The following is a 14,562-nucleotide window of genomic DNA, read 5'->3' as shown; positions in this document are numbered from 1 at the left end:
AGCTTGTACTGGTGTAGGCGAGCGATGTTGGTTCCGGCGGCGGTGAGCACATGTTGGACGTGGGTTTTGGCGATTCCTCGGTAGCGTGAGTGGCGGAGGCCGTGGCGTGCACGGTTTCGGAGACGGTCGCCTCGCATCCGGCCCTGATGGCGTATCGCTCGCGCCAGGGTTGGGTTTGCCGGTCCCTCCGCACCCGGTTCTGGACCTCTTGGAGAGGCTGGGGCAGGAGGATGTGCCGACCGCGGCCGGCGGTGTTCCCGGGGCATTTCAGGCGGTTGTCGCAGGCCCGGCAGCCGGCGCGGGGAAAGAGCACGGACAGTCGCTCGTGTCCGTCGGCGAGTGTCGGATGCCAGGGTGGACTCGTCCCGCCGTTTGGGCAAGTAGGCGTCTTCGCATCCCAGTTGGGGTGGAAGTCCTCCTTGTCGAAGCCCGGATGCGCTCGGGAGGTGGGGGCGAGGCGAACCGGTCCGACCAGGTCGATTCCGTACTCGGTCCGGGCTCGATGGATGGTGGTGGGGGTGGTGTAGCCGCCGTCGACCATGTGATCGACGGGTGCGAGGTCGCGTGCCGCGAGGTCGGCGTGGATCCTCTCCAAGGCGTCGACGTCCTGCTCGGGTGCCGGCGTGGTGGCCACATGCACGATCACGTTCGACAGACCTGCATCGCAGGTTTCGGTCTGGTGGTCCTTGTAGCCGACCCACTCGGCCGTCCCGGGTTTGTGGCTGAAGCGCGCCTGCTCATCGTGTGGGGAGACGATCTCCACCGACGACCACGGTACGCAGGCGGTGGCCGGATCGGGGTTTCCGGCCGAGGTCGTAGCGGAAGCGGATCTCCGAGGGGCGGTGCGACGGCTGAGCTGGTCACGGGTCTGCTTGGGTCCGCGCCGGCGCAGGTCGCCGTGATCGTCGCGCCAGTACCGCTGGATCCAGACCTGCCGCAGCGCCTCGACCTTGGGCAGCCACCGAAGCCGGGCCGGGGTGGCGGGAGCGAGGAGGAGCCGGGGCAGGCGCATGCCGTCCTCCCCGACCGTGAGCGCGTACCGCTCACGCTCCCTCGTTTCCTGGGCAACCGGTCGTAACGCACCGGGCGGCCATAGCGGCGCGCCCACTCATCCGTGACCAGGGCGGATACCCGGTTCCCGTCGAGGGCGGTCAGCTCCTCGAGGGCCGCTCTCACGGTCTCACCCACCAACTCGATCCGGTCCAGGGGCCGCACCGCCGCCAAGACCTGCGTGGAGTCGGTGCGCCGGCGCCCGCGTCGCCTGACCAGCCCCGCCTCCGCCAGCCGATCCACCATCATCGCCGGCAACCGGTCCGCACGGTCGCCTTCGGCCATCCGTTCACGGAACTCGCTCAGCACCGAGACAGCATCCATCCGGTGAGCAGAGCCGTTCGATGTACAGACCCTGATTGTCCACCTTGTCATGCGGACGGCACCGGGACGGGCAAGGGCGCGGTGAGGGCGGCGGTGCCGATGGCGACGAGGTTGGCGACGAGCTCGTCGGTGGTGAAGCCGAGGGGGGCGGTGGTGTCGCTGCTGCCGCGAGCCCAGTCCGCGAGTGCGGTGGTCGTCATGGCGGACCAGCACAGCACCCGGAACTCCCTGACCTTCGGCGGGAGATGGGCAAGGCGGTCGTTGAGTTCGGCGAAGAGCCAGTGCAGTTCCTCGGGTGAGTCCTCGGGGATGAGCGTGGCCGCCGACAGGCCGCGGTCGTGGCGCATCTGGTCGACGATGCGGATCCGGTTGCGACCGGACGGTGTTGCGAGTTGTGCCGCGAGTGGGGCGACGAGGGCGCCGAGGACGGCGGCGACCGCGGGCCGGTCCTGTGCGGCCCGGAGGCGTTCCACGATGGCCACGCGCAGGGGGTCGACGCAGGCGCGGTGGCGTTCCATGACCGCGTCGAGGAGCCGGTCGCGGGATCCGAAGTGGTAGTGGAGTGCGGATTTGTTGCTCTGGCCGGCGAGGCGGTGGACGTCCCGGAGGTTGGCTTCGCCGATGCCCTGTTCGGCGAACACCTGCTCGGCGGCGTCGATGAGGAGGTTGCGGGTGGCGGTCGCGTCTCGGGGCATTCGCCCAGCGTAGCGGTGGTGGCGGAAGGGTCCGGGTGGCGGCTGTGCCGCAGGTGGTGGCCCTTGACGGCGCACGCCGGGCATGTCTTACTAAGGCGCCGCCTTATATAAGGCGACACCTTGGAACAAGTAACAGGAAAGGCAGGAGGCCCATGCCCGAGGCCCTCGAACCCGCGGTGCGGGCCGGCACGTGCATTTCCGCCTGGGAGCGGTTTTGTGCCGACCTGGCGGACCTCGGCCGCGCGGTACACGACGGCGGCCACCCGGATCCCGCGGACGGTGTCCGGCACCTGAGCCGGGTGGCGATACATGCGCTGCAGTCGGCCGTGGAGCACGGCGATCCGGCATTCCCGACGTTCCACCGGTTCGACGACGACGTGGTCAAGTGGGGCGGTCCGAACGTCGACAATGTGTACCTGCGTGCCCGGGTCGACGCGGACTACGGCTACCGGGTCACCGGGAACCTTGCGGGCGTACGGAACGTCATCGTCTCGGTGGTCGAGGGCGACATGCAGCTGGAGCAGTACGGCGTCTTCGCCGAGTGCGACATCGACCGCCTCGATGTCGCCGAGGACGGCTCGTTCGAACTCGTCGTGTCCGCGGTGCGCCCCGGCGGGTGTTCCGGGCCGTGGATGCCGTTGGACCGGCGGGCCCGCTACCTGTCGGTCCGGGTGTACGTGTGCGACCTGGACACCGACCGGGTCGGCGAGTTCGCGATCGAACGCATCGGCTCCGCCGGGCAGGCCCCCGCCCGGCTCGCACCCGCCCGGTTGGCGGACCAACTGGGCGAGGCCATGACCTGGCAGCGTGCCACCATGGAGTACTGGGGGCCATTCATGGACAGCGTCTACGAGCGCACCGGCGGCGCGAACGTGATCAGCCCGCCGATGTCGGTGCCCGGCGGCGCGGACGGCATCCGCTACGGCGGCGGCATCTACGAACTCGCCCCCGACGAGGCGCTCCTGATCGAGACCGAAGTCCCGGACGCCGACTACTGGAGCGTCATGCTCTACAGCAAGCCGTGGTTCGAGTCCCTCGACATTCACAACCGGCAGAACGCCCTCAACGGGCAGGAGATCCACGTCGACGACGACGGAATCTGCCGGATCGTCGTCGCGCACCGCGACCCGGCCCTGCCGAACTGGCTCGACACCGAAGGCCGTTCAACCGGACACGTGTCGTGGCGGTGGATCTGGGCCCGCTCCGCACCGACACCGGTGGCGACCGTGGTGCCCCACGCGAACCTCGACCGAGTCGTCCCGGCCGAAGCGCGGCGGCTCACCCGTGCCGAACGCACCGCCGCGCTGGCGCGCCGCCGCGCCCACTTCGCCCGCCGCTTCCGCCGCTGAACGCCGGCCCTGACGCGGGCCGAACCCCGAGCGCCGAGCACCTCCAACGGGACGGATCGGGCCCCGACGCGAGCCGGACCGGTCGACGCCCGCCGCGCGCCCGCCCCGTACTCGCGGCGCACCTGCTCGATCTCCCCGCCGGACCGGCCGGACCAACCCCGGATCACGTCGACTGCTGCTGCGGTGTCCCCGCAAGGCGCTCCCCATCGACCTTCCCCGATCGCGACACGAGGACTAGCATGCGCGCTGCCGGAAACCCTGCCCGTGCAAGAACCGCCGCCGTGGCACTGATCGCCGCCTCGCTACTCGCGCTCACCGGATGCGGAGGCGGTGACAAGGACGGCGGAACCACGGCGTCGGGCACCGCCGGCACCGGGACCCCGCGGGCGGGCGGCACGCTGACCATGCTGGCCACGGGCGAGTCGAACTCCCTGGACCCGTTCGGCGCCAACTACGGCGGCGCGCCCGCCGACAACGCTCGGATGGCCGCGCTCTACGACACCCTGGTCTACCTGGACCCGGAGGCCAACACCGTCAAGACGCAACTCGCGGAGTCACTCGCCACGGCGGACGGCGGCGCGACATGGACGTTGAAGCTCCGCCCCGGCGTGACGTTCTCCGACCATACCGTCTTCGACGCCGAAGCGGTGCGCCTCAACTGGGAGATGCACGCCAGGCCCGAGCTGCGTTCGCAGCACCGCGCCGCCGCCACCGGCCTGACCTTGACGGTGGCCGACCCCCTCACCTTGCGGATCTCGCTGCCCGCACCGAACCCGAGCTTCGACCGGACAGTCGCCGCCGACCTGACGTTCATCGCAGCCCCGTCCGTGATCGCCAAGGGCCCCGAGGTCTACCGCACCCGGCCGGTGGGAGCCGGACCGTTCACCCTCACGCGCTGGACCCGCGGCTCGGAACAGACCTACGAGAAGAACCCGGGCTACTGGCAGAAGGACAAGAGGCTGCCCTACCTCGACCGCGTCAGCATCAAGGTCGTCTCCGACATCGAGCAGCAGTACAAAACCCTCCGCGCCCGCGGCGCCGACATCGTCATCGGCGCCGAAGCGCTCCTCGACCGCGCCGGCAACGGACTGAACAGCCGCCCGGTACGCGCAAACGGCGGCCAAGCCGTGCAGTTCAACGTCATCAAGGCACCGTTCGACGACGTCCGGGCCCGCCGCGCCCTCGCCCTCGCCGTCGACCCCGCCGACATGGCCAGGACCCTCGGCGTCGGCGCCGTCCCGGCACGCGGCTACTTCAACACCGGCTCCCCGTTCTTCGACGCCGCAGCCGCCCAACCGACCTTCGACAAGGTCGAGGCACAGCGGCTCTTCGACGAACTCGCCGCCCAGGGACGCAAAACCGAATTCACGTTCGTCGTCCCCAAATCAACGGTGTCGGACAAGGTCGCCGAGTACCTGCAAAGCCGCCTCAACCAGTACCGCCACGTCTCCCTGAAAATCGAATCCCTCGACATCGCCGCATACGTCACCCGGGTGGTCGTGCAGAAGGACTACCAGGCCACCCTCACCCAGGACTGGGTCATCGACCCCGAGCCCCGCACCTGGAACACGTTCTCCTCCACCAGCCCGCAAAACCCGGCCGGCTGGAAGAATCCCGACGCCGACCGCGCCCTCCGGGCCGGCCGGACCGCAACCGACCCGGCCAGCCGCAAGGCCGCCTACAACGACCTCCAACGGGTCTTGGCCGCCGACCTGCCGCTGTGGGTATACGGCGAATCCACCCAAGGCCCCGTCTTCACCGACCGCGTCACCGGCGTCGCCCTGTTCAACTCCGGTTCGGTGCTCATGGACCGCATCGGACTGACGGGCTGACGCCCATGCAACGCACAGACGCCGGCACCCCCTCGCCCGCGACGCGCCCCGCGTCCCGGGCGTGCCGACCCCTCCTTGGCCCCTGGAGACGAATCCGTGCCCGAGAAAGTGCTGCTTGAGTACGACGGCCCGATCGCCACGATCACCAACAACAACCCGGACAAGCACAACGCGTTCGACGACGACATGGACCAGCTGTTGTGGCGGATCCTGGCCGAGTTGCGGTCGCGTACCGACGTGCGGGCGGTGATCTGGCGTGCCGAGGGCAAGTCGTTCTCGTCCGGCCGGGACGTGGGCGCCATCGGCGGCGGCCAAGTCACCATGACCCACCACGAACTGATGACGCGCGGGCACCGCGGCGTCCAGCAGATGTTCGACCTGGACGCGCCGATCCTGGTGGCATGCAAAGGCTGGTCGATCGGGGCGTCGTTCCAGCGTGCGCTGCTGGCCGACATCCGGGTGGCCGCCGAGGGCGCGCAATTCGCACTACCGGAGACCACGCACGGCGTGATCCCGGACACCGGCGGTGTCGGCCGCCTGTTCCAGATATGCGGTCACGGAGTGGCCTCGGACCTCGTGCTGACCGGTCGTCCGATGGACGTGAACGAGGCGTACGCGCACGGCGTCGTCTCCCGCGTGGTGCCGGCCGACCGGCTCGACGCGACGGTGCGCCAGATGGCCGAGAAGATCGCCGCGGCACCCTTCGCGACCGTCAAAACCGCACGCCGGGTGATCCGGCACCTCGCGGAGCCGGAGATCCGCAGCTCGATGGCCGAGGAGCTGATCGCCCAAACGTACCTGAGCCGTTCGGACGACCTGGCGGAGTTCCGCGCCGCCCGCGCCGAAGGCCGTCCGCCGCACTACACCGGGAGCTGACCGCCCGCCATGACGCACAACGCAGCGACCACTCCGCCCACGGAGCCCAACGGCCTGCCCGCGCACGGGCGCTATCCCGGCCTGCCCGAGCCCGCCCCCCTCGGCACCAGTGCCCTCCCCGCGCACGCCTACCAGGGCACCGTCGTGTTCATCACCGGCGGCGGCACCGGCCTGGGCAAGGCCATCGCGTCCGAGTACGCCCGCCTGGGCGCGGACATCGTCGTCGCCTCACGCAGTGACGACCACCTCAAGGCCGCCCGCGAGGGCCTGGCAGGACTCGGCGGCCGGGTTGCCACCGCGACCTGCGACATCCGCGACCCGGAACGGATCGCCGAGGCGTTCGACGCCGCCGAGCAGCACTTCGGGCTACCGCACATCCTGATCAACAACGCCGCCGCGAACTTCCCCATCCCCGCCGAGGACATGTCCCCCAACGCGTGGCGCACGGTCGTCGACATCACCCTCAACGGCACCTACTTCTGCGCCCGCGAGTTCGCCCGCCGCCACCTCGCGGCCGGCAGCCCTGGATCCATCGTCAACATCGGCGCCTCCTACGCCTGGACCGGCGGCCCGGGCTTCGCCCACAGCGCCGCCGCCAAAGCGGGCGTCAAGAACATGGTCGAAACGCTCGCCGTCGAATGGGGTCCCTACGGCATCCAGATCAACGGCCTTGTCCCCGGGCTGTTCCCTCACGAGGACATGACCGCCGACATTCGCAGCAACGTCGACCACGCGCGCGCCAAAGACCCCCTCCAACCCGCGCTTCGCACCGGGCGCCTACGCGAACTGGGCTGGGCCGCAACGTTCCTCACCTCCCCCTACGCCCGCTTCATCTCCGGCCACACCCTCGTCGTCGACGGCGCCAACTGGCAACGCCGAGCCCTCCTCAACCACCCGGTGGTCGCCGTCCGCGACCAGATGGGACGTGGCTCGTTCGAGCCGTGATCAGCCGTGAGAGGAAGCGGCGCAGTGGGCCATGCGGAGTGACGGCCCGCAGCACCGACACCGACGGCAACTCGTCGAAACCGGTTGTGACGCCACTACCGGGCGCCCGCAACGGAACCGATCGACACGCGGCCGGCTCCGGCACCACCACGCCCGTGCCGGTCTCGGGACTGCAAAACTAACGGCTCTGTCTCACATTCGGGATGCTGTTGGCGATCTTTCGCCCTGATTCGCCACGGTGACGCGTTCCTGTACCGGTGTTTTCCTGGAACGGGGCTGTGGTGAGGGGGCGTCGGTGTCGATGGCAGCGAGTTCAGGGCTTGGTATTCCGGTGCGGACGTTGCAGGTCGCGCGGGCGGCGAACCCTCGTGGTACCGCGGCGATGTGGGTGCGAGACCGGTTGTCCGAGGTGTTCCGCGACGAGGATTTCGCCGATTGGTTCCCGCGAGACGGGCGCCGGGGCTGTCACCGGCGCGGGCGGCGTTGGTGTCGGTGCTGCGATTCACCGAGAACCTGACCGACCGGCAGGCCGCGGAGGCGGTGCGGTGCCGCATCGGCTGGAAGTAGGCGCTCGGCTTGGAGTTGGACGATCCCGGGTTCGACCACTCGGTCCTGATCGAGTTCCGCGACCGGGTTGCCGAAGGGGACCGCGCGGACCGGCTGTTGGGGCTGTTCGTCGACCGGTTGGTCGAGGCCGGGCCGGTGCGCCGTGGTGGTCGGCAGCGGGCGGACTCGACGCATGTGCTCGCGGCGGTGCGGACACTCGACCGCGCCGAACCGGTTGGCGAGACGCTGCGGCGCGCGTTGGAGGCACTCGCGGAGGCGGACGGGGTGTGGCCGGCTGACGTGCTCGCCCCGGAGCGGGCGGAACGCTACGGCCTCTAAAGAGGGTTTGGAGGCATCCGCCAACCGGTGAGTCGTCTAAACCGGTAGGAGGCGCTGATCTGGGCTTTTGCCCTGGCCGGCGCCTCTTGAACACCGTCGGAACGACAGGATTTGAACCTGCGACCCTTGGCCCCCAGTCAAGGAGATGGGGCATTTTCGCAGGTCAGAGGCTTTTCGTTGTTCGATATGACGTTCCCTTTTCGCTATATCGTGCTGTATTGCGTATAGCGTGTGGTCCCCAAACGGTCCCCAGGGTGTGGGAGTTGAGGAGCTTTGAAGCTGACCGTGCTCGCCAGATCGAGGGCTTGTTTGCTCAGAGGGCGCCAGGTTCGAAGACGACGCGGCCGGGGCCTTCCGAGACTGGTGTCGGCGCCATCCGACTCGCGTGGATGCCCCGCCTGTTGACTGTGGACGCGCATGTGCACGGGGTACGCGCGAGCGACTTGCGGCGAGGCCGTCGAGGGTGTGGTTCATCTGGAACGGACCCGCGCGGCGAGGATCGTCCTACCCTGCGTGCGGGGCCAATCCGCGGAGGACCGCGTCGAGCAGGTCGTCGAGCGCGCCGGTGGTGGGCAGCCGGAGCACCGCGATTCGGGCGAGTGATTCGTCGATGTCCTGGTCCCGGCGCTCGGCCAGGCCGTCGGTGTAGAGCAGCAGGATCTCCTCGGGCAGAAGGTCACGGGTGACTTGCTCGTATCCGTCGAAGTCGGTACCCAGGGTTGGTCTGCTGGGGATCTCGACGCGTTCGATGGGACGGTCTCGGGAGGACACGGGTCGCGGGGCGAGCCGACTCCATGATGTCGAGTTGGTGGAGGGTTCGGTGCCGGGCAGGTCCATTGCGGCGACACGGCGCAGCGCCGTGCGGTCGGTGCTTGTGGTGACGGCGGCGTCGACGTCGTGTCCCATGACGTCGCCCATCACCGGAAGGGTGCGGCCGAACGACAGCCGCACGATCTCGTACCAGTTGCCGCCGACCACCGAGGTGGCTCCGGAGGGTAGGTAGGGGAAGGTGAGTTCGAGGTTGGGATGCGGTATTCCGGGTTGGGACGCGCTCGGATCGGGAGGATTCGGACCCCGGGGATGTGGGTGACTTGGCGGACGCGGTTTGCGATCGACGAGGTCGGTATCGATTGGCTACGTCTTCGTTCTCGGTGGTGCTGTGGGGAGTTCGATAGCGTCTGTGGTGGACGGTTCGCTTGTTTTTGGGTGGGTTGGATTCTGGGCGTGGAGCGGGATCGTCCATGATGGGTGGGTGTTGACCTGTGTCACCGTGGTGCCGGCCAACTCCTTGTAGGTGTTCGCGATCCGCTCCGCTCGGGCGACGGGCAGCGGCCCGCCGTGTTCGGCGGCGCGCGCGATGATTTCTTCCGGTCCCAGGTTCCGATTGGCCAGGACGATCGCGTTGACCACCGGTCGACGCATGTGGTCGTAGCGGTTGAGCGCGGCTACGGGGTCATGGTCGCGGGCCAGGCACCAGGCGAGGACGCGTGCGTCGACGATGGACTGCGATCCGCCGTTCATGCCCATCGGGAACATCGGGTGTGCGGCGTCGCCGAGCAGGGTGACGCGTCCGAAACTCCAGCGCGGCAGCGGGTCGCGGTCGAGCATCGGATATTCGAGGATCGTCGAGGAGCGTTCGACCAGTGTTGCCGGGTCGATCCATGGCAGGCTCCAGTCGGCCAGACCGGCGCGAGCCTCCGCCGTGGTGACGCGACGGTGCGAGCGGTCCAGGGGCTCGGCGGACCGCCCGTGCCGTACCTCCAGCACCCAGTTCAACAGCGCGTCGCCGTCCGGGGCCGGCGGGTCCTCGATCGGATAGGCGACGAACTTCGCCCCCGGAGTGCCGCCGGCCACCACGATCGAACGTCCGTCGAGGATGTGCGGATGTCGGGCGACTCCGCGCCACATGTGCACGCCGTTCCAGCGCGACGTGCCCTCGTCCGGGTGGAGCCGGGCACGGACCACCGAGTCGATGCCGTCGGAGCCGATCAGCACGTCGGCGTCCTCCACCGTGGGCGCGCCACTCATCCGGTCCAGGAAGTGGGCCCGAACGCCATCCCTGGTCTGCTCCAAGTCTCGGAACGCCAGGCCGGTGCGGACGCAGTCCGGTCCGAGCCGCTCGCGTACCGCCGTCAGCAACATCAGGTGCAGGCGGCCGCGGTGCACGGAGTACTGCGGCCACCGGTAGCCCGCCGTCAGTCCGAGCGGCTCCGTCCACACCGGCTCACCCGCCCGATCGTGGTAGGCCAACCGATGCGGGGGCACCGAGATGGCGGCCAACTCGTCGACCAGACCGAACTCGGCGAGTTCCCGAACGGCGTGCGGCAGCAGGTTGATTCCCACACCCACCGCCTCGATGGTTCGCGCCGCCTCGCTCACCCGTGGCTGAAACCCGGCCGCGTGCAGACTCAGCGCGCAGGTCAGCCCGGCGATCCCACCACCGACGATGGAAACCCTCATCCGCCCGCTCCTCGCCTTTCGCCGCCGCTGTCATGGAAGTTCATCCGCAGGAACCCGGCTGGGACGCCGACTGCGCTCGTTCACGGCAGGACCGCTCATGTCGGCGAACGCGGAGGCGCTGAACAGCCATTGCTCTGCCGCGATCAGCCGGACCCGCTGTCCTCGACAGATCGCCGGCGAAGACCGCGCCCACCTTGTCCGGCCGGACGTACAGGTCGGTTCCGGTGGTGCCGTCGGGGTTGGTGAACGGGACATGCGGCGCCCGCTGCATCGGCCGGGGCAGGCCGGCACGGTGGGCGGCCGGGGGATGTACATGCGTCGAATCAGGAGCCGGCGGCCTGCTTGATCAGGTCGGCGACGGCCGTGGGCTGCGAGACGTAGATCGCGTGGCTGCCCGCCACCTCGACCGTCACCGCGCCGATCCGCTCGGCCATGGCGCGTTGCGCCGGCGGCGGAATCATCCGGTCCTCGGAGGCGACCAGGTACCAGGACGGCTTCGTGCGCCACGCCGGGGTGGCCACCGCGCCGGCGAGCGCCTCCACGCCCCAGGGGACCTGCGAGTCGGCCAGGAACCGCGCCTGGGCGAGCGACAGGTCGCCGGCGAAGGACTCGGGGAACTTCTCCCGATCCAGGAGCAGGAAGCCGTCGACCGGCGGCAGGATCGGCGGTACCGGCGCGCCGGGCGGCGGGTCGGCGATCAGGGTGTTCACCGACTCGCTCTTGTCCGGGGCGAAGGCGGCGATGTACACCAGCGCCGTCACCTTGTCGTGGTTGCCCGCCTCGGTGATCACCGCGCCGCCGTACGAATGACCGACGAGCGTGACCGGTCCCGGCTGCGCGTCGATCACCCGCCGGGTGACGAGCACGTCGTCGTCCAGCGACAACGTGGGGTTCTGCACGACGGCCACGTTGTACCCGTCCTCGGTCAGGGCCTCGTACACCCCCTGCCAGCCGGCGCCGTCCACGAAGCCGCCGTGGACGAGGACGACGTTCCCCCGCGATGCGTTGTCGCTCATCGTTTCCTCCCGAGTCCTGCGGGGCTGATGACGCGGATGACCCAGCCCGTGGCACCGAACGTAGGAGCGCGAACTGCGTGGCCTCTTGCGTCATTTGACGCAAATCGAGGGCTACCTCGGTAGCACGGTGCCGTCGAGCGCATCGCGCAGCCCGGCCCGAGAGGTCACGCCCAGCTTGGGGAAGGCCCGGTAGAGGTGGGAGGAGACCGTACGCGGGGACAGGAACAGCCGCTCGCCGATCTGCTTGTTGGTCAGGCCGGTCGCGGCCAGGCTCGCGATCCGGTACTCCTGAGCGGTGAGCGCGCCATCCTGCGAGCCCGCGAGGTGATCACCGACGCAGGCCCGCAGTTCCTGTTCCGCGCGTCGTGCCCAGGGCGTCGCGCCGAGCCGTTCGAAGGTTTCCGCAGACGTGGCCAAGTGCTGCCGAGCCGCGGCGAGTGCGCCACCGTGCCGCAGCCGTTCGCCGAAGTACAACCGGATGCGGGCGTGCTCGAAGGGCCAGCGCTCGGCATCCTCGTCGGCCAGGGCCTCGGCGAACCACCTCAGGGCCTTGGCGTCGTTCCGGCACGCCAAGGCGGCGGAGGCGCGCAGGACGATGCGCAGGCGCGGCGAGACCGCGTCGAGTCCCGCCTTTCGGGCCGCCGCGACGTGATCGCGCGCCCTGTCGTGCCGGCCGGTGCGCACCGCCGCCTCGACGGTGTCCAGGATCGCCCACAGCGCGTGTCCGACGAACGGGGCGAGGGTCCCGGCGGGCGAGATCCGGCACGCGTGGTGGTGGGCCGTCTCGAAGTCGCCCCGGGAGAGCGCGAGTATCGTCTTGGCGTGCGCGGCATAGCAGGTGATGGCGTGCGCGCGCCGGGAGCCGCCCCACTGGTCCATCCGGTCGGCGAGGGCGCGGGCGGTGGGGTAATCGCCGCACGCCGCAGATACACACGCGAGGACGAACTCTCCGGTCCACGACCGCAGCGGGTAGTGGAACTCCGCACAGAGCGCCAGCCCGTTGCCGACCACGTCGCGCAGTTCGGCCCACCGGCCGGTGAGCCAGGCGTGGCTGCCCCACAGGAACGAGGCCTGGATGGCCGGGAAGTTGTTCTCGCCGCCGCGTCCACCCCGCGCGGTGCGCAACAGCGATTCCTCCATGGCGCCGAGGCGGTCGGCGTAGGCCCCGGCGGTGCCGATCCGGACGATCCGGACCGGATCGGAGGTTTCGACCAGGGCCGCGACGGCGGCGTCGAGCCGGGCCCAGTCGCCCGGGCACGCCCGGGCCGGGTCGGCGAAGGTGGCCCGCAGCAGCCGCAGTGTGTCCGGGACCGAGGTGCACTTGGCCAGCGCCGCGTCGTAGGCCGCCCACAGCCGTGACCCGGCGCCGTAGACGCAGACGATGAGCAGGGTCGACAGCGCTTCGAGCAGGGTGGGGTCGGCCAGGTCGTAGGGCTCGGATTGGAGCGCGATGGCGCCGGACAGCAGGCGGTGCGCGGTGTCGACATCGCCGTGGCTGTTGAGCAGATACATCGCGGCGGCCACCGTGGCCGCCAATGAGTCGGCGTCCGGGTCGGCCTGACGCGCATGGTCCAGCAGACGGGGTACGTCGCGCAGGTCGCCGGTGATGTTCGCACCGACGTACGCGGCCTTGGCCAGCCGCCGAGCCTGCTCGGCCGTTGCCGGACTCAGGTCGGCGGCGCGGACCAGCGCGGCCACCGAGCCCGGCCCGTCGCCACGGCGGGCGCTGATGTCCGCGGTCTCCTCCAGCAGCGCGGCGATCTGCTCGTCGGGCTCCTCCGCCGCCTGCGCCAGGTGCCAGACACGCTGCTCGGGAACCCCGGCCCATGCCTCGGCGAGCGCGCGATGCACACTGCGCCGCTGGTCGCTGGTGGACAGGTCCACCACGGTCGAGCGAATGAGCGAGTGCCGGAATCCGAGGCGTCCGGTCATGTCGTCGACGTGGACGAGGTGGGCCCGCTCTGCGGGCGCGAGATGCTTGAGATCGCAGCGTCCCGCCACCGCCCGGCGCACCACCAGGAGATTGCCGCTGCCCTCCAAGGCCGCCACGAGCAGCAGATGTCGGGTGGCTGCCGGCAACACGGTGATCCGGGAGGCGAAGGTCGACCGAAGCCGTCGACTGAGCGGGATGCGGCTCGGCAGGGCTCGGCCGGCGCTGCGCTGGGAGTCGGTGAGGGCGGCCGGGAGTTCGAGCAACGCGAGCGGGTTGCCCTCGGCGTCGGCCATCAGGCGTCGGCGCACTCGCGGAGCGAGCGAGGGGAAGCGACGGGAGAGGAGTTCCTCGGACGCGGCCTCGGTGAGCGGGCCCAACTCGTGGAGCAGCAGGCCGCCATGGTCGAAGAAGCCCTCGTCGCCGATCCGGACCGCGCAGACCAGGCCCGCCCCGACCCCCGCCAGGCGGCGGGCCACCTGCGTGAGCACCACGGCACTGGCCGGGTCCAGCCACTGGGCGTCGTCCAGCACGAGCACGGTGGGCCGGTCGCGGGAAAGATCCGCGAGCAGCGACACCACGGCTTCGCAGACCGCCTCCGGCCCGGGAGCGGCGGCCCGTTCCAGGTCCAGCGCCGCGGTGAGCACGGGTATACCGGCGATCCCGGCCCGCACGTCGGGAGTGGAGGTCAGCAGCCGGCGCAGCGCCCCGTATCCGGTCCGTGCCCGGTATTGCACGCCGACCGTGTGCGGTACGCGCATCCCGGCCGCCTCGGCCCGCTGGGCGAACGCCGTGAGCAGTGTCGTCTTCCCGACGCCCGGCTCTCCGAGCAGCACCAACGACCCGCCACCGTGCCCGACATCGGTCAGGAAGGCGTCGAGCCGCGCCAAGTCGGCCTCGCGGCCGATCAACGCGCCGTCTCCCGCGTCGGACGTCCGGCCGTCGGCCGAGGCGCCGAACCGGGTGTGGTCGCCGGTGTGGTCGCGCATGACGACACCTCCTGAAGCCCGTTGCTTTCGACGCCGAACACGCGTGCGGCCCCGCCGACACACGTCGCGGCCGATCGCGAGCACGGCGTGCCCTGCGAGTGTCGCCCGGAGCGTGGCCGACATCGACAGGATGCCTGCGGCGGGCACGAGTTCGGCGTTCACCTGTTTCGACGACAAAATGATCGGTTCTTCGTGCACCGGAGTGTCGTTC

General features: G+C 70.2%; 11 protein-coding genes and 1 pseudogene. 6 read left to right on the top strand and 6 right to left on the bottom strand.

Annotated features, from left to right (window positions below; all coding sequences use genetic code 11):
• Positions 1 to 115: 115 nt before the first annotated feature.
• A pseudogene (locus tag ACFXKZ_RS07855) lies at positions 116 to 541 on the bottom strand (transposase); the annotation flags it as partial.
• Between the two features lie 880 nt (positions 542 to 1,421).
• Entirely contained in the window at positions 1,422 to 2,069 is a 648-nt protein-coding gene (locus ACFXKZ_RS07850) for a TetR/AcrR family transcriptional regulator (RefSeq protein WP_379997620.1), read from the bottom strand.
• A 152-nt stretch (positions 2,070 to 2,221) separates the two neighbouring features.
• On the opposite strand from ACFXKZ_RS07850, the gene ACFXKZ_RS07845 reads away from it, so the two are divergent.
• From ACFXKZ_RS07845 to ACFXKZ_RS07820, 6 genes are all read left to right on the top strand, one after another.
• Positions 2,222 to 3,418: a DUF1214 domain-containing protein gene (locus ACFXKZ_RS07845; protein WP_379997618.1), complete on the top strand. Its 1,197-nt coding sequence runs from the start codon at positions 2,222 to 2,224 to the stop codon at positions 3,416 to 3,418.
• A 281-nt stretch (positions 3,419 to 3,699) separates the two neighbouring features.
• Complete coding sequence (locus ACFXKZ_RS07840) at positions 3,700 to 5,250, top strand: ABC transporter substrate-binding protein (RefSeq protein WP_379997616.1); 1,551 nt, start codon at positions 3,700 to 3,702, stop codon at positions 5,248 to 5,250.
• A 96-nt stretch (positions 5,251 to 5,346) separates the two neighbouring features.
• Positions 5,347 to 6,126 (top strand): enoyl-CoA hydratase/isomerase family protein, encoded by a 780-nt coding sequence (locus tag ACFXKZ_RS07835; protein WP_379997614.1) that lies wholly within the window; start codon positions 5,347 to 5,349, stop codon positions 6,124 to 6,126.
• A gap of 9 nt (positions 6,127 to 6,135) precedes the next feature.
• On the top strand, positions 6,136 to 7,071 hold the full coding sequence (locus ACFXKZ_RS07830; RefSeq protein WP_379997612.1) for an SDR family oxidoreductase: 936 nt from the start codon (positions 6,136 to 6,138) through the stop codon (positions 7,069 to 7,071).
• Positions 7,072 to 7,506: 435 nt separating this feature from the next.
• Positions 7,507 to 7,638 carry a hypothetical protein gene (locus ACFXKZ_RS07825; protein ID WP_379997610.1) on the top strand — a complete coding sequence of 44 codons (132 nt, stop codon included), beginning with the start codon at positions 7,507 to 7,509 and terminating at the stop codon, positions 7,636 to 7,638.
• A gap of 9 nt (positions 7,639 to 7,647) precedes the next feature.
• Positions 7,648 to 7,956 carry a hypothetical protein gene (locus ACFXKZ_RS07820; RefSeq protein ID WP_379997608.1) on the top strand — a complete coding sequence of 103 codons (309 nt, stop codon included), beginning with the start codon at positions 7,648 to 7,650 and terminating at the stop codon, positions 7,954 to 7,956.
• 504 nt (positions 7,957 to 8,460) lie between these two features.
• On the opposite strand, the gene ACFXKZ_RS07815 is transcribed toward ACFXKZ_RS07820, so the two are convergent.
• The 4 genes from ACFXKZ_RS07815 to ACFXKZ_RS07800 form a co-directional block, all read right to left on the bottom strand.
• Entirely contained in the window at positions 8,461 to 8,934 is a 474-nt protein-coding gene (locus ACFXKZ_RS07815; RefSeq protein ID WP_379997606.1) for a SpoIIE family protein phosphatase, read from the bottom strand.
• Between the two features lie 156 nt (positions 8,935 to 9,090).
• Complete coding sequence (locus ACFXKZ_RS07810; RefSeq protein ID WP_379997604.1) at positions 9,091 to 10,416, bottom strand: flavin-dependent oxidoreductase; 1,326 nt, start codon at positions 10,414 to 10,416, stop codon at positions 9,091 to 9,093.
• A gap of 323 nt (positions 10,417 to 10,739) precedes the next feature.
• Positions 10,740 to 11,432: an alpha/beta fold hydrolase gene (locus ACFXKZ_RS07805; protein WP_379997602.1), complete on the bottom strand. Its 693-nt coding sequence runs from the start codon at positions 11,430 to 11,432 to the stop codon at positions 10,740 to 10,742.
• A gap of 111 nt (positions 11,433 to 11,543) precedes the next feature.
• Positions 11,544 to 14,351, bottom strand: coding sequence for an ATP-binding protein (locus tag ACFXKZ_RS07800; protein WP_379997600.1), 2,808 nt, complete (start codon positions 14,349 to 14,351; stop codon positions 11,544 to 11,546).
• Positions 14,352 to 14,562: the final 211 nt, after the last annotated feature.

This window comes from Embleya sp. NPDC059237 (assembly GCF_042754105.1).
Lineage (GTDB): Bacteria > Actinomycetota > Actinomycetes > Streptomycetales > Streptomycetaceae > Embleya.
This window is presented reverse-complemented; position numbering and strand designations above follow the sequence as displayed.

What these genes read in the sequence shown, in the direction of transcription:
- ACFXKZ_RS07850 (WP_379997620.1), bottom strand. Translation starts at nt 2,069, where the DNA reads ATGCCCCGAGACGCGACCGCCACCCGCAACCTCCTCATCGACGCCGCC.
- ACFXKZ_RS07845 (WP_379997618.1), top strand. Translation starts at nt 2,222, where the DNA reads ATGCCCGAGGCCCTCGAACCCGCGGTGCGGGCCGGCACGTGCATTTCC.
- ACFXKZ_RS07830 (WP_379997612.1), top strand. Translation starts at nt 6,136, where the DNA reads ATGACGCACAACGCAGCGACCACTCCGCCCACGGAGCCCAACGGCCTG.
- ACFXKZ_RS07810 (WP_379997604.1), bottom strand. Translation starts at nt 10,416, where the DNA reads ATGAGGGTTTCCATCGTCGGTGGTGGGATCGCCGGGCTGACCTGCGCG.
- ACFXKZ_RS07805 (WP_379997602.1), bottom strand. Translation starts at nt 11,432, where the DNA reads ATGAGCGACAACGCATCGCGGGGGAACGTCGTCCTCGTCCACGGCGGC.
- ACFXKZ_RS07800 (WP_379997600.1), bottom strand. Translation starts at nt 14,351, where the DNA reads ATGCGCGACCACACCGGCGACCACACCCGGTTCGGCGCCTCGGCCGAC.